This window comes from Methylobacterium sp. M6A4_1b (genome assembly GCF_053345175.1).
The window spans coordinates 32,005-53,812 of record NZ_JBKEZQ010000014.1 but is presented as its reverse complement, the minus strand read 5'-3'; the positions used below and the strand labels follow the sequence as shown (position 1 = coordinate 53,812).

The 21,808-nt window shown below is 67.7% G+C and carries 18 protein-coding genes; 16 read left to right on the top strand and 2 right to left on the bottom strand.

All coding sequences use genetic code 11. The annotated features are described in order from the left end of the window. Positions 1 to 170 precede the first annotated feature (170 nt). Both ACLBWX_RS14900 and infC read left to right on the top strand, forming a co-directional pair. The gene (locus ACLBWX_RS14900) at positions 171 to 1,403 is read left to right on the top strand and encodes a glycosyltransferase family 4 protein (protein ID WP_447677807.1); all 1,233 of its coding nucleotides are present in this window, start codon (positions 171 to 173) and stop codon (positions 1,401 to 1,403) included. A 186-nt stretch (positions 1,404 to 1,589) separates the two neighbouring features. Continuing rightward, complete coding sequence (gene infC, locus ACLBWX_RS14895) at positions 1,590 to 2,111, top strand: translation initiation factor IF-3 (RefSeq protein WP_238280755.1); 522 nt, start codon at positions 1,590 to 1,592, stop codon at positions 2,109 to 2,111. Positions 2,112 to 2,325: 214 nt separating this feature from the next. On the opposite strand, the gene ACLBWX_RS14890 is transcribed toward infC, so the two are convergent. Next, positions 2,326 to 4,671: an amylo-alpha-1,6-glucosidase gene (locus tag ACLBWX_RS14890; RefSeq protein WP_447677806.1), complete on the bottom strand. Its 2,346-nt coding sequence runs from the start codon at positions 4,669 to 4,671 to the stop codon at positions 2,326 to 2,328. A gap of 161 nt (positions 4,672 to 4,832) precedes the next feature. Continuing rightward, positions 4,833 to 5,966, bottom strand: a complete 1,134-nt coding sequence (locus tag ACLBWX_RS14885; RefSeq protein WP_447677805.1) for a glycosyltransferase family 4 protein — start codon at positions 5,964 to 5,966, stop codon at positions 4,833 to 4,835. A 425-nt stretch (positions 5,967 to 6,391) separates the two neighbouring features. Here ACLBWX_RS14885 and ACLBWX_RS14880 point away from each other — a divergent pair, with 425 nt between their 5' ends. The 14 genes from ACLBWX_RS14880 (at position 6,392) to nuoN (ending at position 21,806) form a co-directional block, all read left to right on the top strand. Continuing rightward, the gene (locus ACLBWX_RS14880; RefSeq protein ID WP_056465990.1) at positions 6,392 to 6,757 is read left to right on the top strand and encodes an NADH-quinone oxidoreductase subunit A; all 366 of its coding nucleotides are present in this window, start codon (positions 6,392 to 6,394) and stop codon (positions 6,755 to 6,757) included. 60 nt (positions 6,758 to 6,817) lie between these two features. Beyond that, entirely contained in the window at positions 6,818 to 7,405 is a 588-nt protein-coding gene (locus ACLBWX_RS14875; RefSeq protein WP_103708330.1) for a NuoB/complex I 20 kDa subunit family protein, read from the top strand. A 15-nt stretch (positions 7,406 to 7,420) separates the two neighbouring features. Continuing rightward, positions 7,421 to 8,068: an NADH-quinone oxidoreductase subunit C gene (locus tag ACLBWX_RS14870; RefSeq protein WP_447677804.1), complete on the top strand. Its 648-nt coding sequence runs from the start codon at positions 7,421 to 7,423 to the stop codon at positions 8,066 to 8,068. A 16-nt stretch (positions 8,069 to 8,084) separates the two neighbouring features. Continuing rightward, entirely contained in the window at positions 8,085 to 9,275 is a 1,191-nt protein-coding gene (locus tag ACLBWX_RS14865; RefSeq protein ID WP_447677803.1) for an NADH-quinone oxidoreductase subunit D, read from the top strand. Positions 9,276 to 9,294: 19 nt separating this feature from the next. After that, a complete protein-coding gene (gene nuoE / locus ACLBWX_RS14860) occupies positions 9,295 to 10,395 on the top strand; it encodes an NADH-quinone oxidoreductase subunit NuoE (RefSeq protein WP_447677802.1) in 1,101 nt (366 codons plus the stop codon). A 1-nt stretch (position 10,396) separates the two neighbouring features. After that, the gene (gene nuoF / locus ACLBWX_RS14855) at positions 10,397 to 11,698 is read left to right on the top strand and encodes an NADH-quinone oxidoreductase subunit NuoF (protein WP_447677801.1); all 1,302 of its coding nucleotides are present in this window, start codon (positions 10,397 to 10,399) and stop codon (positions 11,696 to 11,698) included. Between the two features lie 42 nt (positions 11,699 to 11,740). Continuing rightward, positions 11,741 to 13,822, top strand: a complete 2,082-nt coding sequence (nuoG, locus tag ACLBWX_RS14850) for an NADH-quinone oxidoreductase subunit NuoG (protein WP_447677800.1) — start codon at positions 11,741 to 11,743, stop codon at positions 13,820 to 13,822. A 12-nt stretch (positions 13,823 to 13,834) separates the two neighbouring features. Further along, positions 13,835 to 14,857, top strand: coding sequence for an NADH-quinone oxidoreductase subunit NuoH (nuoH, locus tag ACLBWX_RS14845; protein WP_447677799.1), 1,023 nt, complete (start codon positions 13,835 to 13,837; stop codon positions 14,855 to 14,857). 24 nt (positions 14,858 to 14,881) lie between these two features. Then, a complete protein-coding gene (gene nuoI / locus ACLBWX_RS14840) occupies positions 14,882 to 15,370 on the top strand; it encodes an NADH-quinone oxidoreductase subunit NuoI (protein WP_055947361.1) in 489 nt (162 codons plus the stop codon). 182 nt (positions 15,371 to 15,552) lie between these two features. Next, positions 15,553 to 16,173, top strand: a complete 621-nt coding sequence (locus ACLBWX_RS14835) for an NADH-quinone oxidoreductase subunit J (protein WP_056466021.1) — start codon at positions 15,553 to 15,555, stop codon at positions 16,171 to 16,173. Between the two features lie 67 nt (positions 16,174 to 16,240). Beyond that, entirely contained in the window at positions 16,241 to 16,549 is a 309-nt protein-coding gene (nuoK, locus tag ACLBWX_RS14830) for an NADH-quinone oxidoreductase subunit NuoK (protein WP_447677865.1), read from the top strand. Positions 16,550 to 16,696: 147 nt separating this feature from the next. Further along, positions 16,697 to 18,796 carry an NADH-quinone oxidoreductase subunit L gene (nuoL, locus tag ACLBWX_RS14825; protein WP_447677798.1) on the top strand — a complete coding sequence of 700 codons (2,100 nt, stop codon included), beginning with the start codon at positions 16,697 to 16,699 and terminating at the stop codon, positions 18,794 to 18,796. A 31-nt stretch (positions 18,797 to 18,827) separates the two neighbouring features. After that, the gene (locus tag ACLBWX_RS14820) at positions 18,828 to 20,351 is read left to right on the top strand and encodes an NADH-quinone oxidoreductase subunit M (protein ID WP_447677797.1); all 1,524 of its coding nucleotides are present in this window, start codon (positions 18,828 to 18,830) and stop codon (positions 20,349 to 20,351) included. 12 nt (positions 20,352 to 20,363) lie between these two features. Next, complete coding sequence (nuoN, locus tag ACLBWX_RS14815; RefSeq protein ID WP_447677796.1) at positions 20,364 to 21,806, top strand: NADH-quinone oxidoreductase subunit NuoN; 1,443 nt, start codon at positions 20,364 to 20,366, stop codon at positions 21,804 to 21,806. Positions 21,807 to 21,808 lie beyond the last annotated feature (2 nt).

The following is a 21,808-nucleotide window of genomic DNA, read 5'->3' as shown; positions in this document are numbered from 1 at the left end:
GCCCTGGGATGCATCGAATTGAATGCCTCGCCTTCGCATTTCGTTTACCGGGCCGTAAAGCGCGGCGTTCAAGCTCACGGCATGACCGAAACGCAAGACGGACTCCGTTCGCCTCGGGTAAGCAGCTCGAGCCACTTCCCCCGGCCCTGGGCCATTCCGGCTTGCCCGTCATGAACGGCGACGGACGCGGCCGTTTCCCGAGCGAGCGGGCGCCCCTCGCCGGGGCGACCATCCTGCAGATCGTCCCGGAACTCGATGCCGGCGGCGCCGAGCGCACGACCGTCGACGTCGCAGCCGCCCTGGCGGCGGCCGGCGCCCGGGCGCTGGTGGCCACGGAGGGCGGCCGCCTGATCGGCGAGCTGCAGGCCAAGGGCGGGGTCTGGCTGCCGTTTCCCGCGGCTTCGAAGAACCCGCTCGCGATGGCCCTGAACGTGGGTCGCCTCGCGCGCCTGTGCCGACGCGAAGGCGTGCAGATCGTCCACGCGCGCTCGCGGGCCCCGGCCTGGGTCGCCCTCGGCGCCGCGCGGCGGCTGAAGCTGCCCTTCGTCACCACCTATCACGGCAGCTATTCCGGCCGGACGGGCGTGAAGGTCCTCTACAACTCCGTGATGGCGCGCGGCGACGTGGTCATCGCCAATTCGCATTACACGGCCGACCTCATCCGTGCGCTGCACCCGGAGCAGGCGGGCGACCGGGTGCGGGTGATCCATCGCGGAACCGACCTGGCTCAGTTCACGCCCACGGCTGTCCTTCCATCGCGGGTGGAGGCCCTGCGCCGCGCCTGGGGCGTCGCCCCGCACGAGCGGGTGGTGCTGCTCGCCGCGCGCCTCACGGGCTGGAAGGGCCAGCGCGTCCTGATCGAGGCAGCGGCGCTGATGCGCGACCGCGGCGTCACCGACGTCGCCGTCGTGCTCGCCGGCGATCCGCAGGGACGCGTCGGCTACGAGCGCGAGCTCGACGCGTTGATCGCGGCGCGCAGCCTCCAGGCCGTCGTGCACCGTGTCGGGCACTGCACCGACATGCCGGCCGCCTTCCGGGCGGCCTCCGTCGTCGCGGTCCCATCGGTGGAGCCCGAAGCCTTCGGACGCTCCGCGGTCGAGGCCCAGGCCCTGGGCACGCCGGTGGTGGTCTCGGATCTCGGTGCCGTACCGGAGACGGTGCTGGCCCCCCCGGAGGTTCCGGCGGCCCAGCGCACCGGGTGGCGGGTGCCGCCCGGCGACGCCCGTGCCCTGGCCGACGCGCTGACGGAGGCCTTGTCCCTCGGCGCGAGTGCGCGCGATGCCATGACCCGGCGCGGCCGGGCCCATGTCGAGGCGCACTTCTCCCTGGAAGGCATGGTCGGCGACACGCTCGCCGTCTACGCCGACCTCATCGCCGGCCGGGCGGTGGCTCCGCGAGGTTGATCGCTGCGTCCAATGAACCAAACCGCGACGACCGTGTTGACTTGCACGAGAGTTCAGCCAAGGTGTCGCACCGAATTTCGCGAGCGATGGGTGGCCAGGATCGACCCCAAACGGGGTTCGGGTTCGCAGGCTGCCGTTTCGTCGTTTCACTAGGAGACCAAAGCCATTCGTAGACCTATGAGAGCTATGCCGGCTCCGCAGAAGGACGGGCCGCGCGCCAACCGGGACATCCGCGGCGTTCGCGAAGTGCAGCTCATCGACGACACCGGACAGAACCGTGGCGTCGTCGCCTTCTTCGACGCCATCGCCATGGCCGAGGAAGCGGGCCTCGACCTCGTCGAGATCGCACCGAACTCCGTCCCTCCCGTCTGTAAGCTTCTCGATTACGGCCGCTTCCGCTTCAACGAGCAGAAGAAGCAGAACGAAGCCCGCAAGAAGCAGAAGACGGTCGAGGTCAAGGAGATCAAGCTCCGCCCCGGCATCGACAAGCATGACTACGACACCAAGATGAAGGCCGTGATCCGGTTCTTCGAGGAGGGCGACAAGGTCAAGGTGACCCTGCGCTTCCGCGGTCGTGAGATGGCGCACCAGGATATCGGCCTGCGCCTGCTCGAGCGGGTGAAGAACGAGACCCAGGAAATCGCCAAGGTCGAGAGCGAGCCGATGCTCGAGGGCCGGCAGATGATCATGATCCTGGCGCCGCGCTGAGTCGCGCGTTGGTGGTCTGATCCGACGAATGCACCGTCTTCCTCCCTGGAAGGCGGTGTTTTTCGTTGGCGGGACCGATCGCGGCGGGTCGGCGCCGGCTGCGCTGCGAACCCCGCTCGTCTCGGCAGCGGGGGCGTGAGTGCACCGGGCCGAGCCGACGCTGGTCCTCCAGGGCAGCGCCCGCGATGGGGGCGCTGCCCGTTCCCGCGGGGGCCTACTTCAGCAGCGAGATCTGCGCGTCGCCCGTCCGCCGGAGGACGTTGACCGTCACGTCCTCCCCGTAGCGCTGCAGGCGCAGGTCCACCCGCGAGGTGCCGATCTTCAGGTTGAAGATCGAGACGCCGTCGAGGAAGGGCGGAAGCGTCGGATTGCGGAAGCGCACCCGGTTGCGGTCGTGGTCGATCTCCAGCCCGAGGCAGGCCGCGAGGAAGGCGAAGGGCGCGGCCGCGGCCCAGGCCTGCGGCGAGCAGGCCACCGGGTAGGAGACGGGGCCGCGCTGGTGGCGCCGCATGAAGCCGCAGAACAGCTCCGGCAGACGCTTCTGGTCCTGGTAGAGGGCGGTGTCGAACATCCCCTCGAAGATGCGCGAGGCTTCCGGCTTCAGGTCGTAGCGCGCCAGTCCGAGGGCGATGAGCGCGTTGTCGTGCGGCCAGATCGAGCCGTTATGGTACGACATCGGATTGTAGCGCGCCTCGCCGCGGGCGATCGTGCGCACGCCCCAGCCATTGAAGCCGTCCTTCGACAGGAGGTTGGCGGCGACGCTCGCCGCCCGCTCCGGCAAGGCGATGCCGGTGAAGAGCGCGTGGCCGGCATTGGACGAGCGCACGGCGCATTGCCGCTTCTCGCCGTCGAGGGCCAGGGCGTAGGTGCCGATCGCCTCGCACCAGAACGCCTTGTCGAAGTTCTCGCGCAGCACCTGCGCCTCGTTGCCGAGACGTTGCGCGAGATCGTCGTGACCCAGGAGCGAGGCGAGCTTGGCCGCCCCGTTCTTGGCGGCATAGACGTAGCCCTGGACCTCACAGAGCGCGATCGGCCCCTTCGCGAGGTTGCCATCGGTGTGGAAGATCGAGTCGTGGCTGTCCTTCCAGCCCTGATTCTCGAGGCCCTTGTCGGTGTCGCGGGCATACTCGACGAAGCCGTCGCCGTCCCGGTCGCCGTACTTGTCCATCCAGGTGAGGGCGAGTTCCAGGGCCGGCCAGATCGCCGAGACGGTCTCGAGGTCGCCGGTGACGGCGTAGTATTCCGACGCCAGCATTACGAAGAGTGGCGTGCCGTCGATGGTGCCGTAGTAATGCCGGAACGGCACTTCGCCGAGCATGGCCATCTCGCCGCGCCGCGTCTCGTGCAGCACCTTGCCGGGCTGCGCGTCGGCGGCCGGGTCGACGGCCTGGGCCTGGGTCGAGGCGAGGTAGCGCAGGACGCCCTTGCCAAAATTCGGGTCGATCCAAAGCGCCATCATGGCGGTGATGATGCCGTCGCGCCCGAACACCGTGGAGTACCAGGGAATGCCGGCGAAGGGGTAGATCCCCTCCGGGGTGCGGCTCGCGAGCATGTAGAGGTCGGCCGTGGCGCGGCAGGCGGCCTCGTTGAACTGGTCGTTCGACGAGATGATCGTGGTGATGCCGGCGGTGAGCTGCCGCAGATCGCGGCGCGAATCGCGGTAGGCCCGCGCGAAGATGACGCCCTCGGCCAGACCTTTGGGATGGCGCGGGGCGGCGGTGCTGCCGGCGGCGCGCGACAGGCCGGCGGCCGCATCCTCGCCGACGCGCTCGGCGGCCGGGGCGCTCGTGAAGGCGCGGTGGGATTCGAAGACCGCCCGGAGGAACAGCGAGGCGCGCCCGCCCGGCGGCAGGGAGACGACGAACTCGGCCCGGCCCGGCTCGATGTGCTGCGGCTTCGGCCCGAAATGCAGGCTCGTCGTGCGCACGACCTCGTCGAGGCCGGCATAGCGGAACTGGACTTCGGACTCGCTCGCCACCTGAACGCTGCGCTTGCCGCGCACCGGGCGATCCATGCCGCGCACTTCGAAGAGATCGCGGAAATCCGCATCGAAGGTGACCGCGATTTTGAGGTGCCAGTGCCGGGAATCATAGTTGCGAAGGCCGATTCGATCGTAGCAGGCGCCCTTGAACAGGAACTTGGTGCGCTCGATCGCGATCAGCTCGCGAGGAATCGTGGTCTCGTCATGGGCATCGATGCGGATGTCGGGCGTCGTCATGTCGACGCTGAGGGCGCCGTTGTCGTCCTGCATCACGGAAGACAACAGCAGCGGGCGCTGATCCTCGATGGTGACGTGCAGGCGCGAGAGGTAGCGGGTGTCCTGGAAGTAGAGGCCTTCGGGACCGGGGAGCACGCCGATATCGCCGTAGCTGTCGAGCACCGCGAAGGCTTCGCCGTACTTCAGCGAGCGCAGCGGACGCTCGACCAGGGAGGTCTGCGCCTCGATGTGGTACTGCGGCAGGACTTCGTCGGCATCCTGGAAACCGCGGGGGATCCGCGTCTCGGTCGCAGCCGTCCCGGCCGCGGTTTCGGAGGTCGCCTTCAGTGTATCCGCTGCCATGCCTGAGCGTCTCCGAAATGGGGGGTCGAATCAAAAGGGCCGCCGGTCGCATGATGCGGCGCGGCGGCCCTCAGTGGCAGAGGTAGTGCGGCAATCTTGCGGCGCCGGCCAGTCCGGCGGCGAGCAAAACCGATGCCGGGCGGAGCCCGGCTCGGCCCCGATCAGGCGGGCATGGCGGCGACGGAGATCTGGGGCAGGGCGGACCCGTTCATCTCGCCGTAATGCGAGGAAAAGGCGCCGGCATGCGGCAGCTTGATCACCGAGTTCGCGCCGGCGAGCAGGCGCTCGTAGGCGGCCACGTACTTGCGGACCATGCACTCGGCGGTGAAGTTGCCCTCGAAGTGCCTGCGCACGCCGGCGCGGCTCATCGACTTGACCGTGTGAACCGCTGCCACCGCGTCGTCCATCGAGTCGCACAGGACGCCCGAAACGCCGTCGGCGATGACTTCCGGCACGGAGCCGTTGCGGAAGGCGATCACCGGCGTGCCGGCCGACATCGCCTCGATCATCACGAGGCCGAAGGGCTCCGGCCAGTCGATCGGAAAAGCGAGGGCGAGGGCGTTGCCGAGGAAGTCCTTCTTCTGCTCCTCGTTGATCTCGCCGATGAACTCGACGAGCGGATGGTGGATCATCGGCTCGATGACCTCGTCCCAGTAATCCTGGTCGGCCTTGTCGACCTTCGCGGCGATCTTCAGCGGAACGCCGGAGCGGATCGCCATCTCGATGGCCCGGTCGGGGCGCTTCTCCGGCGAGATGCGGCCGAGGAAGGCCAGATAGCCGCCCTTCGACTCCGGGTAGAATGGGCAGTTCTGGGCCGGAAGGCCGTGGTGGATGGTCGAGAGCCAGTTGACGTTCTCGGGCATCGGATCGCGCTGGTTGTCCGAGATCGACACCAGGGGCATGCCCGTGAAGGTGCGGTAGACGGGCATGAAGTCCGGCACGTCGAGGCGTCCGTGCATCGTCGTGAGGCACTTGTGGTTCAAGTCCTCGAACATCGGATATTGCAGGAGATCGATGTGGAAGTGCAGGACGTCGAACTCGTGCGCCCGCTTGTGCACGTGGTGGAGCATCGCGAGGTGGCTCGCGGTGTGATCCCGGTAGCCGAGGAGGCGCAGGCCCTCCGGCGTGCAGGCCGCCAGCTTGGCGGAGGTCTCCGAATCGCCGCTGGCGAACAGGGTGACGTCGTGACCCTGGCGGACCAGTTCCTCGGTGATCCACGACACCACGCGCTCGGTCCCGCCATAGAACTTCGGGGGTACGGCCTCCGAAAGCGGAGCAATCTGGGCAATGCGCACGAAGCGTCTCCTATGAGGTCGAATGTTGCGCCGACCTAACGCGATCCGGCCTGAGTGGGACATGAACGAAACAGACGGCCAAGGTTATGGTTCCCACTCGCCTGCGATCACCAGGGCTCTCTGACAGATGGTCCGGGATGTCCCCGATATCCTCGTGGTCCGTGCTGTCTGGCATGCCAGACAAGTCTATGGCAGGGCTTGCAAGAACCCGGCCGCGATGCGCCCTGCGCGCATCCGTCGTGTTGTGCGGAACGGGGGACGAACTACCTGAGGCGCATGGCCGATTTTGTGCGACGCACGATGCCCTTGTTTCGCTCCAGGGGGTCGTCTAAGCCTCGCGCCTGCGCAGTCTGGCATTGGAGCAATTCCACGTGGCCGTCGGCGCCGAAGGCGTCGCAACCGTCCGCGAACACGAGAGGTCCCGCATGTCCGGCCTGATGGCAGACTATCTGCCCCTCATCGTCTTTATCGGCGTCTCGGTGTTCATTGCCGCGGCTCTGCTGGTCGCTCCCTTCCTGGTCGCCTACAACAGCCCCGATCCCGAGAAGCTGTCTGCCTACGAGTGCGGCTTCAACGCTTTCGACGACGCGCGCATGAAGTTCGACGTGCGCTTCTACCTCGTCGCGATCCTGTTCATCATCTTCGATCTCGAAGTCGCGTTCCTGTTTCCGTGGGCGATCACCTTCGGGGAACTCGGTTGGTTCGGCATGTGGTCGATGATGGCCTTCCTCGGCGTTCTGACCGTCGGGTTCGTCTACGAGTGGCGCAAGGGCGCCCTCGAATGGGACTAGCGCCGCCGAATCGCGCTGCCGACGAAGCCTGCCTGTCCGAAGCCTGATCCCGAGAAACCGATGGCCTTCAGCCCCGACCTCTCCCGCGCCCCGGCGATCGCGCCGGCCCCCAAGGGGATCATCGATCCCAATACCGGGCTACCGATCGGCGCCAACGACCCGACCTTCCTGTCGATCAACGACGAACTCGCCGATCGCGGCTTCCTCGTCACGTCGACGGACGATCTCATCAACTGGGCCCGCACCGGCTCGCTGATGTGGATGACCTTCGGCCTCGCCTGCTGCGCCGTCGAGATGATGCAGATGTCGATGCCGCGCTACGATTGCGAGCGCTTCGGCTTCGCGCCGCGCGGGAGCCCACGCCAGTCCGACGTGATGATCGTCGCCGGCACGCTCACCAACAAGATGGCCCCGGCCCTGCGCAAGGTCTACGACCAGATGCCGGAGCCACGCTACGTGATCTCCATGGGCTCATGCGCCAACGGCGGCGGGTACTATCACTACTCCTACTCGGTGGTCCGCGGCTGCGACCGGGTGGTGCCGGTGGACATCTACGTTCCGGGCTGTCCGCCCACCGCCGAGGCGCTGCTCTACGGTGTGCTCCTGCTTCAGAAGAAGATCCGCCGCACCGGCACGATCGAGCGCTGAGGAAGGACGCCCGGCATGACCAACGGCATCAGCATCCTCGCCCACACCGCGCCGGATTCCGGCATCGGTGCCCTCCAGCGGATCAGCGACCATGTCGCCGGCGCGCTCGGGCCCGCGATCGTCTCGCGGACCATCGCGTTCGGCGAACTCACCCTCGTGGTGCAGGCCAGCGACATCGTCTACGCCCTGACCTACCTGCGTGACGACCCGGCCTGTGCCTTCCGCTGCTTCATCGACATCTGCGGGGCCGACTACCCGTCCCGCGCGAAGCGCTTCGACGTGGTCTACCACCTGCTCTCGCTGCGCCACAACGCGCGCATCCGCCTGAAGGTGCAGACCGACGACCAGACGCCGGTGCCCTCCGTGATCGAGGTCTTCCCGGCGGCGAATTGGTTCGAGCGCGAGACCTACGATCTCTACGGCATCCTGTTCTCGGGGCATCCGGACCTGCGCCGGCTGCTCACCGATTACGGCTTCGAGGGGCATCCCCTGCGCAAGGACTTCCCGCTCACGGGATTCGTCGAGGTCCGCTACGACCAGGACGAGGCCCGCGTGGTCTACGAGCCGGTGAAGCTCACCCAGGAATTCCGAAACTTCGACTTCCTCTCGCCGTGGGAGGGCACCGAGTACGTGCTTCCGGGCGACGAGAAGACGTCGGCCTGAGCGGCGGAGCGAGGCCATGACCGAGCACAACATCCGCAACTTCGCGATCAACTTCGGCCCCCAGCACCCGGCGGCGCACGGCGTGCTGCGCCTGGTGCTGGAACTCGACGGCGAGATCGTCGAGCGCGTCGATCCGCATATCGGTCTCCTGCATCGCGGCACCGAGAAGCTGATCGAGCACAAGACCTACCTTCAGGCGACGCCCTACTTCGACCGCCTCGACTACGTCTCGCCGATGAACCAGGAGCATGCCTTCTGCCTCGGTATCGAGAAACTGCTCGGGCTCGAGGTGCCGCGGCGGGCGCAGCTCATCCGCACGCTGTTCTGCGAGATCGGCCGCATCCTCTCGCATCTCCTCAACGTCACCACCCAGGCCATGGATGTCGGTGCCCTGACGCCGCCGCTCTGGGGCTTCGAGGAGCGCGAGAAGCTGATGATCTTCTACGAGCGCGCATCCGGCGCTCGCCTCCACGCCAACTACTTCCGGCCCGGTGGCGTCCACCAGGACCTGCCGCCCGCGCTGATCGACGACATCGAGGCCTTCATCGACCCGTTCCTGCAGGTGGTCGACGACCTCGACAACCTCGTCATGGGCAACCGCATCTTCAAGCAGCGCAACGTCGACATCGGCATCGTCACCGTGGACGAGGCGATGGCCTGGGGCTTCTCCGGCGTCATGGTGCGCGGCTCGGGCATCCCGTGGGACCTGCGCAAGTCGCAGCCCTACGAGGCCTACGAGGAGATGGAGTTCGACATCCCCGTAGGTAAGAACGGCGACACCTATGATCGCCAGGTCATCCGCATGGAAGAGATGCGCGAGTCGGCCAAGATCATGAAGCAGTGCTGCGTCAAGCTGCGCGAGCCCGCCGGCCAGGGGCCGATCTCCGCCACCGACGGCAAGATCGCGCCGCCGCCACGCCGCGAGATGAAGCGCTCGATGGAAGCGCTGATCCACCACTTCAAGCTCTACACCGAGGGCTTCCACGTGCCGGCCGGCGAAGTCTATGCCGCGGTCGAGGCGCCCAAGGGCGAGTTCGGCGTCTATCTCGTCGCCGACGGCACCAACAAACCCTACCGCTGCAAGATCCGCGCACCGGGCTTCGCCCATCTGCAGGCGATGGACTGGATGTGCCGCGGGCACATGCTGGCCGACGTGTCCTGTGTGCTCGGCACGCTGGACATCGTGTTCGGCGAAGTTGACCGGTGAGGATCAAGGTTCGAAACTGATGGCCAACCGCAGACTCGCCCCCGCCGCCGAGCAGCCCGCCGCCTTCGCGTTCTCGTCCGAGAACGCCGAGTGGGCGAAGGGTCAGATCGAGAAGTACCCCGAGGGCCGCCAGGCCTCGGCGGTGATCCCGCTGCTCTGGAAGGCGCAGGAGCAGAACGGCGGCTGGCTGCCGCAGAAGGCCATCGAGGCCGTGGCCGACGAACTCGGCATGCCGCACATCCGCGTGCTCGAGGTGGCGACCTTCTACACGATGTTCGCCCTGGAGCCGGTGGGCAAGTTCTGGATCCAGCTCTGCGGGACCGTGCCGTGCGATTCCTGCGGGGCGCGTGAATTGAAGGACTACCTGCACCACCGCCTCGGCGCGCCGGGCCATGTCAGTGCCGACGGCAACTTCTCCTGGCTCGAGGTCGAGTGCCTGGGCGCCTGCTGCAACGCGCCGATGGCGCAGATCAACCAGGATTACTACGAGGACCTGACCCCCGATCTCCTCGGGAAGCTGATGGACGACCTCGCCGCCGGCCGGCCCGTGAAGGTCGGATCGCAGGTCGGGCGGACTTCGTCCGAGCCGCTGGGCGGCGCCGACACCCTCACCGACGCGACCCTGTTCGACGGCTCGCGAGTCGGGGCCTGGCGCAAGCGCTTCGAGGAGAAGGAGGCCGAGGAGGGCAGCGAGCAGGGCAAGGCCGAGGCCGCGTCGTCCGAGCAGCGCGCCGCCGTCGAGCCGAAGCCGGCCCGTCCGGATGCTGGTCGGGCGGTCGGGACGCCGGCGACCGATGCGCCCGCCCAGCGGGCCGCGGCCGGCGAGACTCCGGTGAAATCGGACGACAAGGCGAATGCCGCCGACGGCGCGGATTCGACCGCGCAGCCGGTCGCGCCGACGGCGCCCGCGCCTGCGACGATCGCGAAGGCGGAAGCCGCGGGCGCGGAAGCGGGCACCCAGTCCGACCTGCCGCGTGACGAGCCGCCGCCGCAGCCGGCCGCTTCGGGCGCCAGCCCGGCTTCCGACGTCGCGAAGCCGGCGGGTCCGAAGGCACCGGCCAAGGCCTCCGCGACGAAGGCCGCGACACCCCGGTCTCCCGCCCCAAAGAAGGGGAACTGACATGCTCGCCGATCAGGATCGCATCTTCACGAACCTCTACGGCCTGCACTCGCCGGGACTGGACGCCGCCAAGCAGCGGGGTGCATGGGACGGGACCAAGTTCCTCCTCGAAATGGGCCGCGACTGGATCATCGACGAGATGAAGCAGTCGGGCCTGCGCGGCCGTGGCGGCGCGGGGTTCCCCACCGGCCTCAAGTGGTCGTTCATGCCCAAGAAGTCGGACGGACGCCCGCACTACCTCGTCGTCAATGCCGACGAGTCCGAGCCGGGCACCTGCAAGGACCGGGAGATCATGCGGCACGATCCGCACCTCCTGATCGAGGGCTGCATGCTGGCCTCCTTCGCGATGGCCGCGCATGCCTGCTACATCTACATCCGCGGCGAGTACGTCGCCGAGAAGCACGCGCTCCAGCGCGCGGTGGACGAGGCCTACGAAGCCCGCCTCGTCGGCAAGGACAACGTCCACGGCTATCCCTTCGACATCTACGTCCACCACGGCGCTGGCGCCTACATCTGCGGCGAGGAAACGGCGCTGCTGGAGAGCCTCGAAGGCAAGAAGGGCATGCCGCGCCTGAAGCCCCCGTTTCCGGCCAATATGGGCCTCTACGGCTGCCCCACGACGGTGAACAACGTCGAGTCGATCGCGGTGGCGGGCACGATCCTGCGCCGGGGCGGTGCCTGGTTCGCGGGCCTCGGCGGCAAGAACAACACCGGCACCAAGCTGTTCTGCGTCTCCGGTCACGTCAACAAGCCCTGCAACGTCGAGGAGGAGCTCGGGATCACCTTCCGTGAGCTCGTCGACAAGCATTGCGGCGGCATGCGCGGGGGCTGGGACAATCTCCTCTGCTCCATTCCCGGCGGCTCCTCGGTGCCCCTGGTCCCGGCCGAGCAGATCATCGACGCCAAGATGGACTTCGACACCCTGAAGAACCTCGGCTCCGGCCTCGGCACGGCGGCGGTGATCGTCCTCGACAGGTCCACCGACATCGTCTCGGCCATCGCTCGCATCGCCTATTTCTACAAGCACGAGTCCTGCGGCCAGTGCACGCCGTGCCGCGAGGGCACGGGCTGGATGTGGCGCGTGATGCTGCGCATGGCGGAGGGCCGGGCGCAGCGCCGCGAGATCGACATGCTCCTCGATGTCACGAAGCAGATCGAGGGCCACACCATCTGCGCGCTCGGCGACGCGGCGGCCTGGCCGATCCAGGGCCTGATCCGGCACTTCCGTCCCGAGATCGAGAAGCGCATCGACCGCTACAGCGCCAACCCGCATTCCGATCCGGTGCCGATGGCGGCGGAGTGATCCGCCCCTCGTGCCGCCCCTAATCGAGACCGAGACCCACGCATGACCAAGATCGTCGTCGACGGCACCGAGGTCGATGTTCCCGCGGAGTACACGCTGCTCCAGGCCTGCGAGGCCGCAGGCGCGGAGATCCCGCGCTTCTGCTTCCACGAGCGGCTGTCCATCGCGGGCAATTGCCGGATGTGCCTCGTGGAGCTCAAGGGCGCGCCGAAGCCGGTGGCTTCCTGCGCCTATGCGGTGAAGGATTGCCGACCGGGGCCCAACGGCGAGCCGCCGGAGGTGCTGACGCGCTCGGGCCAGACGAAGAAGGCCCGCGAGGGGGTGATGGAGTTTCTCCTCATCAACCACCCGCTGGACTGCCCGATCTGCGACCAGGGCGGCCATTGCGACCTGCAGGATCAGGCGATGGCCTACGGCGTCGACTCGACCCGCTACGGCGAGAACAAGCGCGCCGTCGAGGAGAAGTACATCGGCCCGCTGGTGCGGACCGCCATGAACCGCTGCATCCATTGCACCCGCTGCGTCCGCTTCCTGGCGGAGGTTGCCGGCGTGCCGGATCTCGGCGCGATCGGGCGCGGCGAGGACATGGAGATCACGAGCTACCTCGAATCCGCCATGGGGTCCGAGCTTCAGGGCAACGTCGCCGATCTCTGCCCCGTGGGCGCCCTCGTTCACAAGCCGCAGAGCTACGAGGTCCGGCCGTGGGAGCTGTCCAAGACCGAATCCGTCGACGTGATGGACGCGGTCGGCTGCGCCATCCGGGTCGATGCCCGCGGCCGCGAGGTCATGCAGATCGAGCCGCGCGTGCATGAGGGGATCAACGAGGAGTGGATCTCCGACAAGACCCGCCATGCCGTGGACGGCCTGCGTGCCCAGCGCCTCGACCGGCCGTATCTCCGCGAGAACGGCCGTCTGCGTCCCGCGTCCTGGGGTGAGGCGTTCGCCGCCATCGCCGCCCGGGTCACGGGTACCGATCCGAAGCGGATCGGCGCTTTGGCGGGCGACCTCGCGGGCGTGGAGGAGATCTACGCCCTCAAGGCGCTGATGGCCTCCCTCGGAGTGACGAACCTCGATTGCCGCCAGGCCGGCGAGGCGATCGACCCGGCCTGGGGCCGGGCCGCCTATACCCTCGGCACCGGCATCGCCGGGATCGAGGAGGCGGACGCCATCCTGCTCGTGGGGACCAACCCGCGCCTGGAGGCCTCGCTCCTCAACGTGCGCATTCGCAAGCGCTGGCGCATGGGTCCGCTGGCGGTCGGCCTGATCGGCGAGCCCGTCGACCTGACCTATCCGCACGCCTATCTCGGAGCCGGCCCCGAGACCCTGGCCGACCTCGCCTCCGGCCAGCACAGCTTCGCCGAGGCGCTGAAGGCCGCGAGCCGGCCGCTGATCATCGTCGGCACCGGTGCGCTCGCCCGGCCCGACGGCGCCGCGATCCTCGCAGCAGCGGCGAAGCTCGCCCGGGACATCGGCGCGGTCACGCCGGAATGGAACGGCTTCGGCGTGCTCCAGACCGCGGCCGCCCGGGTCGGCGCCCTCGACCTCGGCTTCGTGCCGGGGGAGGGCGGACTCGACTTCGCGGGGATCGCGCAGGGGGGCTCCCTCGACGTGGTCTACAACCTCGGTGCCGACGAGGTCGCGGTGGGGCCGGGCGCGTTCGTGATCTACCAGGGCACCCACGGCGACCGCGGCGCCACGCGGGCCGACGTCGTGCTGCCGGGAGCCTCCTACACCGAGAAGAGCGCGACCTACGTCAATCTCGAGGGCCGAGTGCAGGCCACCAACCGCGCCGGCTTCCCGCCGGGGGATGCCCGCGAGGACTGGGCGATCCTGCGCGCCCTGTCCGACGTGCTGGGCAAGCGTCTGCCGTTCGATTCGCTCGGCGCCCTGCGCCGGGCGCTCTACGCCGAGCATCCGCACTTGGCCGCCCTCGACGCGATCGCCCCGAGCGATGCCGTCGCCACGGTGGAGCGGCTGTCGACCTTGAGCGGCGAGCCGGGCCGCGCCGCCTTCGCCGCGGCCGTGCCGGACTTCTACCTCAGCAACGCGATCGCCCGCGCCTCGCGCGTGCTCGCCGAATGTTCGAGCCTCGCCCGGGTGCGCGGCCTCGAAGCGGCCGAATAAGGATCTCCTGCGATGACCTTCTGGGAAATCCTCGGCACCGTCCTGCTGCTGGCGCTCAAGAGCTTCGTGCTCCTGGCGCTGCTGCTGGTCTTCATCGCCTACGCCCTGCTCGCCGACCGCAAGATCTGGGCGGCGGTGCAGCTCCGGCGCGGCCCGAACGTGGTCGGACCCTGGGGCCTGTTCCAATCCTTCGCCGATCTCTTGAAGTTCGTCCTGAAGGAGCCGGTCATCCCGGCCGGCGCCAACAAGGCGCTGTTCCTGCTGGCCCCCCTGGTCTTCGCCACCCTGGCGCTGGCCGCCTGGGCGGTGATTCCCCTGGCCGAGGGCTGGGCCATCGCCGACCTCAACGTCGGCATCACCTACATCTTCGCGATCTCGTCGCTCGGCGTGTACGGCGTCCTCATGGGCGGCTGGGCCTCGAACTCGAAATACGCCTTCCTGGGCGCCCTGCGCTCGGCCGCGCAGATGATCTCCTACGAAGTCTCCCTCGGCTTCGTCATCATCTGCGTCCTGCTCTGCGCCGGCTCCCTGAACCTCTCGCGCATCGTCATGGCGCAGGACACGTCCCTCGGCATCCTCGGCTGGTACTGGCTCTGGCTGTTCCCGATGTTCGTTGTGTTCTTCGTCTCGGCGCTGGCCGAGACGAACCGCCCACCCTTCGACCTGCCGGAGGCCGAATCGGAGCTCGTGGCCGGCTACATGGTCGAGTATTCCTCGACGCCGTACCTGCTCTTCATGCTCGGCGAGTACGTGGCCATCATGACCATGTGCGCCCTCGGCACGGTGCTGTTCCTCGGCGGCTGGCTCTCGCCGATCCCGTTCGCGCCCTTCACCTGGGTGCCGGGCCTGATCTGGTTCGCCCTCAAGGCCAGCTTCCTGTTCTTCATGATCGCCATGGTGAAGGCCATGGTGCCGCGCTACCGCTACGACCAGCTCATGCGCCTCGGCTGGAAGGTGTTCCTGCCGCTCTCGCTCGTCTCGGTCATCGTCGTCGCCTTTGTCCTCAAGCTCACCGGCCTCGCGCCGGGCGCCTGACAACCCCTCACGGAGATCCGAGCCATGAAGCTCGATCAGGTCGCTAAGGGTCTGCTGCTCAAGGAGTTCGCGTCCGGGTTCGTCCTGGCGATGAAGTACTTCTTCAAGCCGAAGGCCACGATCAACTACCCCTTCGAGATGGGCCATCGCGGCCCGCGCTTCCGGGGAGAGCACGCCCTGCGCCGCTATCCCAACGGCGAGGAGCGCTGCATCGCGTGCAAGCTGTGCGAGGCGATCTGCCCCGCGCAGGCCATCACCATCGAGGCCGGCCCGCGCCGCAACGACGGCACGCGCCGCACGACCCGCTACGACCTCGACATGGTCAAGTGCATCTATTGCGGCATGTGCCAGGAGGCCTGCCCGGTGGACGCGATCGTGGAGGGGCCGAACTTCGAGTTCTCGGTCGAGACCCGCGAGGAGCTGCTCTACGATAAGGAGAAGCTTCTCTTGAACGGCGATCGCTGGGAGCGCGAGATCGCGCGCAACCTCGCCGTGGACGCACCCTACCGCTGAGCGGGCGGCGTTCGCGGAATGCGGATGAGACAGCCGGCCGATTCCGTGCCCACGGAGCCGGCCGGACGCCGCCGGGGCGGTTGTGCACCGCAGGGGTGGGTTCTATAGACGGGCGGCCGGTGGGCCGTGGCACAATTTCGGCAGAAGGGGCCGTCCTCGGGACGGCTGATCTCTAGAATCGCATGAGCGCAGCCGCTGCCTTCTTCTACCTGTTCGCAGGTGTGACCATCGCCTCGGGCTTCATGGTGATCGCCTCGCGCAATCCCGTGGCCTCCGTGCTCTTCCTCATTCTGGCCTTCGTGAACGCCGCCGGGCTGTTCGTGATGATGGGCGCCGAGTTCCTGGCGATGATCCTCGTGGTCGTCTACGTGGGCGCCGTCGCGGTGCTGTTCCTGTTCGTCGTGATGATGCTCGACGTCGACTTCGCGCAGCTGCGCCAGGGCTTCCAGCAATACCTGCCCATCGGCGCGCTGATCGGCGCGGTGTTCCTGATCGAGCTGCTGCTCGTGGTCGGCTCCTGGACCATCGATCCCGGCCTGGTGCAGGCCCCCCTCGGCCCGGTCGCCAGCGCCGAGGCGGTGACGAACACCCAGGCGCTCGGCCGGGTGCTCTACACGGACTACGTCTTCTTCTTCCAGCTCGCCGGCCTGATCCTGCTGGTCGCCATGATCGGCGCCATCGTGCTGACCTTGCGCGACCGCCCCGGCGTCAAGCGCCAGAACATCAACGTCCAGAACGCGCGGACGCAGGGCATGGCGGTGGAGACCCGCAAGGTGCCCTCCCGCCAGGGCGTGGAAGTCTGATGGCCGAGATCCTGATGACCCAGCTCCTGTTGGCCGAGACCCCGTTGGCAGAGACCGGGAGCCACATCTGATGATCGGCCTGAGCCACTACCTGACGGTCGCCGCGATCCTGTTCACGCTCGGCGTGCTCGGCATCTTCGTGAACCGCAAGAACGTCATCGTCATCCTGATGTCCGTCGAGCTCATCCTGCTCGCGGTGAACATCAACCTCGTCGCCTTCTCCACCCACCTCAACGACATCACCGGACAGATCTTCGCCCTGTTCGTGCTGACCGTCGCGGCGGCGGAGGCGGCCATCGGCCTCGCCATCCTCGTCGTGTTCTTCCGAAACCGCGGTTCGATCGCGGTCGAGGACGTCAACATGATGAAGGGCTGAGCGGGACCACGACGAAACCCGATTCGACGCCCGGCATCGCATTCCTCGCGCGGCCGCGGCGGTGACACGAAGTCCACAGGGTGCCGCCCCGGCCCCCGCGTCCTGCGCGGGGTCCGGGCGCACCCCAGGAGGCCGGACAAGCCAGCGATGTATCACGCGATCGTCTTCCTCCCCCTCGTCGGTGCGCTGCTCGCCGGCCTGTTCGGCCGCCAGCTCGGCCCGAAGCTCAGCGAGGGCATCACCACCGGCCTCCTCGCCTTCTCGGCGCTGCTGTCCTGGGGCGCCTTCCTCGAAGTGCCCGGCACCGAGCACGCCACCCGGGTGCAGGTCGCGACCTGGTTCACCGCCGGGGACCTCGTGGTCGACTGGGCCTTCCGCATCGACACCCTGACGGTGATCATGCTGGTGGTGGTGACCTCGGTCTCGACCCTCGTGCACCTCTACTCCATCGGCTACATGGCGGAGGATCCGCACCGGCCGCGCTTCTTCGCCTACCTGTCGCTCTTCACCTTCGCCATGCTGATGCTGGTGACGGCCGACAACCTCGTGCAGATGTTCTTCGGCTGGGAGGGCGTCGGCCTCGCCTCCTACCTGCTGATCGGGTTCTGGTACGAGAAGCCCTCGGCCAACGCCGCCGCCATGAAGGCCTTCATCGTCAACCGCGTCGGCGATTTCGGCTTCTCGCTGGGCATCTTCCTCGTCTTCGTGCTCACGGGATCGATCGCCTTCGACGGCATCTTCGCCCGGGCGCCCGAGATCAAGGACGCGACCTTCCACTTCCTCGGCTACGACTGGAGCGCGCTGACGCTCGCCTGCCTGCTGCTGTTCATGGGCGCCATGGGCAAGTCGGCGCAGTTCCTGCTGCACACCTGGCTGCCCGACGCGATGGAAGGCCCGACCCCGGTCTCGGCGCTGATCCACGCCGCCACCATGGTGACGGCCGGCGTGTTCATGGTGGCGCGCCTGTCGCCGCTGTTCGAGCTCGCTCCCAACGCGCTCATCGTGGTCACGGTCATCGGCGGCATCACGGCGTTCTTCGCGGCCACGATCGGGCTCGTGCAGAACGACATCAAGCGCGTCATCGCCTACTCGACCTGCTCGCAGCTCGGCTACATGTTCGTGGCACTCGGCGTCGGCGCCTACTCGGCCGCCGTCTTCCACCTCTTCACCCACGCCTTCTTCAAGGCGCTGCTGTTCCTCGGGGCCGGCTCGGTCATCCACGCGATGCACCACGAGCAGGACATGCGGAACATGGGGAATCTGCGCCGCTACATCCCCTTCACCTCGGCGATGATGACCATCGGCACCTTGGCGCTGATTGGCTTCCCCTTCACCGCCGGCTACTATTCCAAGGACGCGATCATCGAGGCGGCCTACGCCTCGACCCGACCCGGCCACACCCTCGCCTTCCTGTGCACCGTCGTCGCCGCGCTGATGACCTCGTTCTACTCCTGGCGCCTGTTCTTCATGACCTTCGAGGGACCGGCCCGCTGGGCGACTCACGGGGCGGCTCACCACGACGACCATCACGCCGCCCACCCCGTGGCGCATGCCTCGGCGCAGGCCGACGGCGTCCCCGGCCACCACGAGGGCGTCGCCCACGACGATCACGGCCACGACGTCGAGCCGGCCTCGCACAGCGCCATCGAGCACCACGACCATGCGCACACGCCGCATGAGAGCCCGCTGGTGATGACGATCCCGCTCGGCCTCCTCGCCTTCGGCGCCCTCTTCGCCGGCCTGATCTTCAAGAACCGCTTCATCGGCGAGGGCATGGAATCGTTCTGGGGCCACGCTCTCGGGCACGGCCCCGACAACCACATCATGCACGACATCCATTCGGTGCCGGCGCTGGTGGCCTATTCGCCCTTCATCATGATGCTGATCGGCTTCGTGCTCGCTTACTGGATGTATATCCGCCGGCCGGAGCTGCCGGGCCAGCTCGCCGCGCAGCAGCCGAGCCTGTACCGGTTCCTGCTCAACAAGTGGTACTTCGACGAGCTCTACGACCGGATCTTCGTCCGTCCGGCCAAGGATTTCGGCAAGTTCCTCTGGAAGGAGGCCGACGGCCGCGTCATCGACGGCATGGGACCGGACGGCATCGCCACCCGCGTGCTGGACGTCACCCGCGGCGTCGTCCGCCTTCAGACCGGCTACGTCTACCACTACGCCTTCGTCATGCTCGTCGGCGTCGCCGCCCTCATCAGCTGGTACATGCTGACCGGCTTGCCCAAGGTCGCCCATTGATGGCCGCTGTCACGCATCGGATCGCCTGCTAATGTTCGGCCTCGGCATCCTCTCCGGCCTCCTGATCGTGCCGCTCTGCGGCGCGGCCTTCATCCTCACCCTGGGCGAGGAGACGGAGGCCTCGAAGCGCAACGCGCGCTGGGCCGCGCTCATCACCACCTTGGCCACCTTCCTGCTCTCGCTGGTGGCCTGGGGCCGCTACGACGCGACCACCGCGAGCTTCCAGCTCGTCGAGACCCATGCCTGGCTGAGCGAGGCCACCCGGTTCAAGCTCGGCGTCGACGGCTTCTCGATGCCGCTGATCCTGCTGACCACCTTCCTGATGCCGTTCTGCATCGGCGCCTCGTGGCTCTCGGTGAACACCCGGGTGAAGGAGTACTTCGTCGCCTTCCTCGTCCTCGAGACGACGATGATCGGTGTGTTCTGCGCCCTCGACCTGGTGCTGTTCTACCTGTTCTTCGAGGCCGGCCTGATCCCGATGTTCCTCATCATCGGCATCTGGGGCGGCAAGCGGCGCATCTATGCCAGCTTCAAGTTCTTTCTCTACACCCTGCTCGGCTCGGTGCTGATGCTGCTCGCCATCATGGCGATGTACTGGCACGCCGGCACCACCGACATCCCGACCCTGCTGCACACCCGCTTCCCCGTGGAAATGCAGACCTGGCTCTGGCTGGCCTTCTTCGCCTCCTTCGCGGTGAAGATGCCGATGTGGCCGGTCCATACCTGGCTGCCCGACGCGCACGTGGAGGCGCCCACCGCCGGCTCGGTGATCCTGGCGGGCATCCTTCTGAAGATGGGCGGCTACGGCTTCATCCGGATCTCACTGCCGATGTTCCCGGATGCGAGCCACGCCTTCGCCCCGATGGTGTTCGCCCTCTCGGTGATCGCGATCATCTTCACCTCGCTGATCGCCTTGATGCAGACCGACATCAAGAAGCTCATCGCCTATTCCTCGGTGGCGCATATGGGCTTCGTGACGCTCGGCCTGTTCACCATGAACGAGCAGGGCATCCAGGGCGCCCTGTTCCTGATGATCTCGCACGGCATCGTCTCCGGCGCGCTCTTCGTCTGCGTCGGCGTGGTCTACGATCGCATGCACACCCGCGAGATCGCGGCCTATGGCGGCCTCGTGAAGCGGATGCCCCTCTACGCCGCAGCCATGATGGTCTTCACCATGGCCAATGTCGGCCTGCCCGGCACCTCAGGCTTCGTCGGCGAGTTCCTGGCCATGATGGGGGCCTTCCGGGCCAACCCGACGGTGGCGTTCTTCTCGGTCTTCGGCATCATCCTGTCGGCCGGCTACGCCCTCTGGCTCTACGCCCGGGTGATCTACGGCAAGCTCGAGAAGCCCAACCTCCAGGGCATCCTGGATCTCGACCTGCGCGAAAAGATCATCATCGCGCCGCTCGTCGCGCTGACGATCTACTACGGCGTCCACCCGGCCCCCGTGCTCGACACCTTCGCGCCCTCGACGGAAGCGTTGATGCAGAGCATGCGGACCGCGCTCTCGAACACGCAGACCGCCGCGGCCACCCTGCCGCCCGCGTCGCGCTGAAGGCTTGACCCGATGAACGCCGCTCAGATCGTCATGCCCGCGCTCGGGCCCGCCCTGCCGGAGCTGATCCTCAGCCTCGGCGTGCTGGTGCTGATCCTCTACGGAGCGTTCCGGGGCGAGCGCTCCGCCGAGGGCGTCAATGTCGGCGCGCTGATCCTGCTGGTGGTCGCGCTGTTCGCGGTCATGTCCCAGTCGGGCGCCAAGATCACGACCCTGAACGGCTCCTTCATCGTCGACAACTTCTCGAAGGTGATGAAGGCGCTGATCCTCCTGGGATCGGCGGCCTCGATCCTGCTCGCGCGCGACTATTTCCAGCGCGAGCGCATCGACCGGTTCGAGTTTCCGATCCTGCTCCTCCTCTGCACCATCGGCATGATGGTCATGGCCTCGGCCAACGACCTGATCGCGCTCTATCTCGGCCTGGAGCTGCAGTCGCTGGCCGCCTACGTCATCGCGGCCTTCCACCGGGACAACCTGAAGTCCACGGAAGCCGGGCTGAAGTACTTCGTCCTCGGCGCGCTCTCCTCGGGCATGCTCCTGTACGGCGCCTCGCTGGTCTACGGCTTCACCGGCACGGTCTCGTTCCCAGGCATCGTCGCGGCGCTGGACGGCACGGCGGGCTTCGGCATCGTGCTCGGCATCGTCTTCGTGGCGGCCGGCGTCGCCTTCAAGCTCGCCGCGGTGCCGTTCCACATGTGGACGCCCGACGTCTACGAGGGCTCGCCCACGCCCGTGACCGCCTTCTTCGCCTCCGCGCCCAAGATGGCCGCCATGGCGATGACGGTGCGGATCTTCATCGGCGCCTTCCCGGACGTGACCGCGGTCTGGCAGCAGATCATCGTCTTCGTGGCGATCGCCTCCATGGCGCTCGGCTCCTTCGCCGCCATCGGCCAGCGCTCGCTCAAGCGCCTGATGGCCTATTCCTCCATCGGCAATGTCGGCTACGCCCTGGTCGGCCTCGCCGCCGGGTCGCAGGCGGGCGTCAGCGGCGTGGTGGTCTACATGATCATCTACCTGGCGATGACCCTGGGGGCCTTCGCGGTGCTGCTGTCGCTCCGGCGCGGCGGGCAGATGTTCGAGACCGTCGACGACCTCGCCGGCCTGTCGCGCACCCATCCGGTCATGGCCTTCTGCCTCGCCGCGATGATGTTCTCGCTGGCCGGCATCCCGCCGCTGGCCGGGTTCTTCGCCAAGTACTACGTCTTCCTCGCCGCCATCCAATCCGGCCTCGTGGCCCTGGCGGTCATCGGCGTCGTCACCAGCGTCGTAGGCGCGTTCTACTACCTGCGCGTCGTCAAGGTGATGTACTTCGACGAGCCGGTGGCCGCCTACGAGCCGATGGCGCCGGGTCCCCGCATCGTCCTCGCTCTGTCGAGCCTGGTCGTGGTGCTGCTCGGAATCGTCCCGGGTCCCCTCGTCGGGGCGGCGGGCGCCGCCGCCAAGTCGCTGTTCTAGGC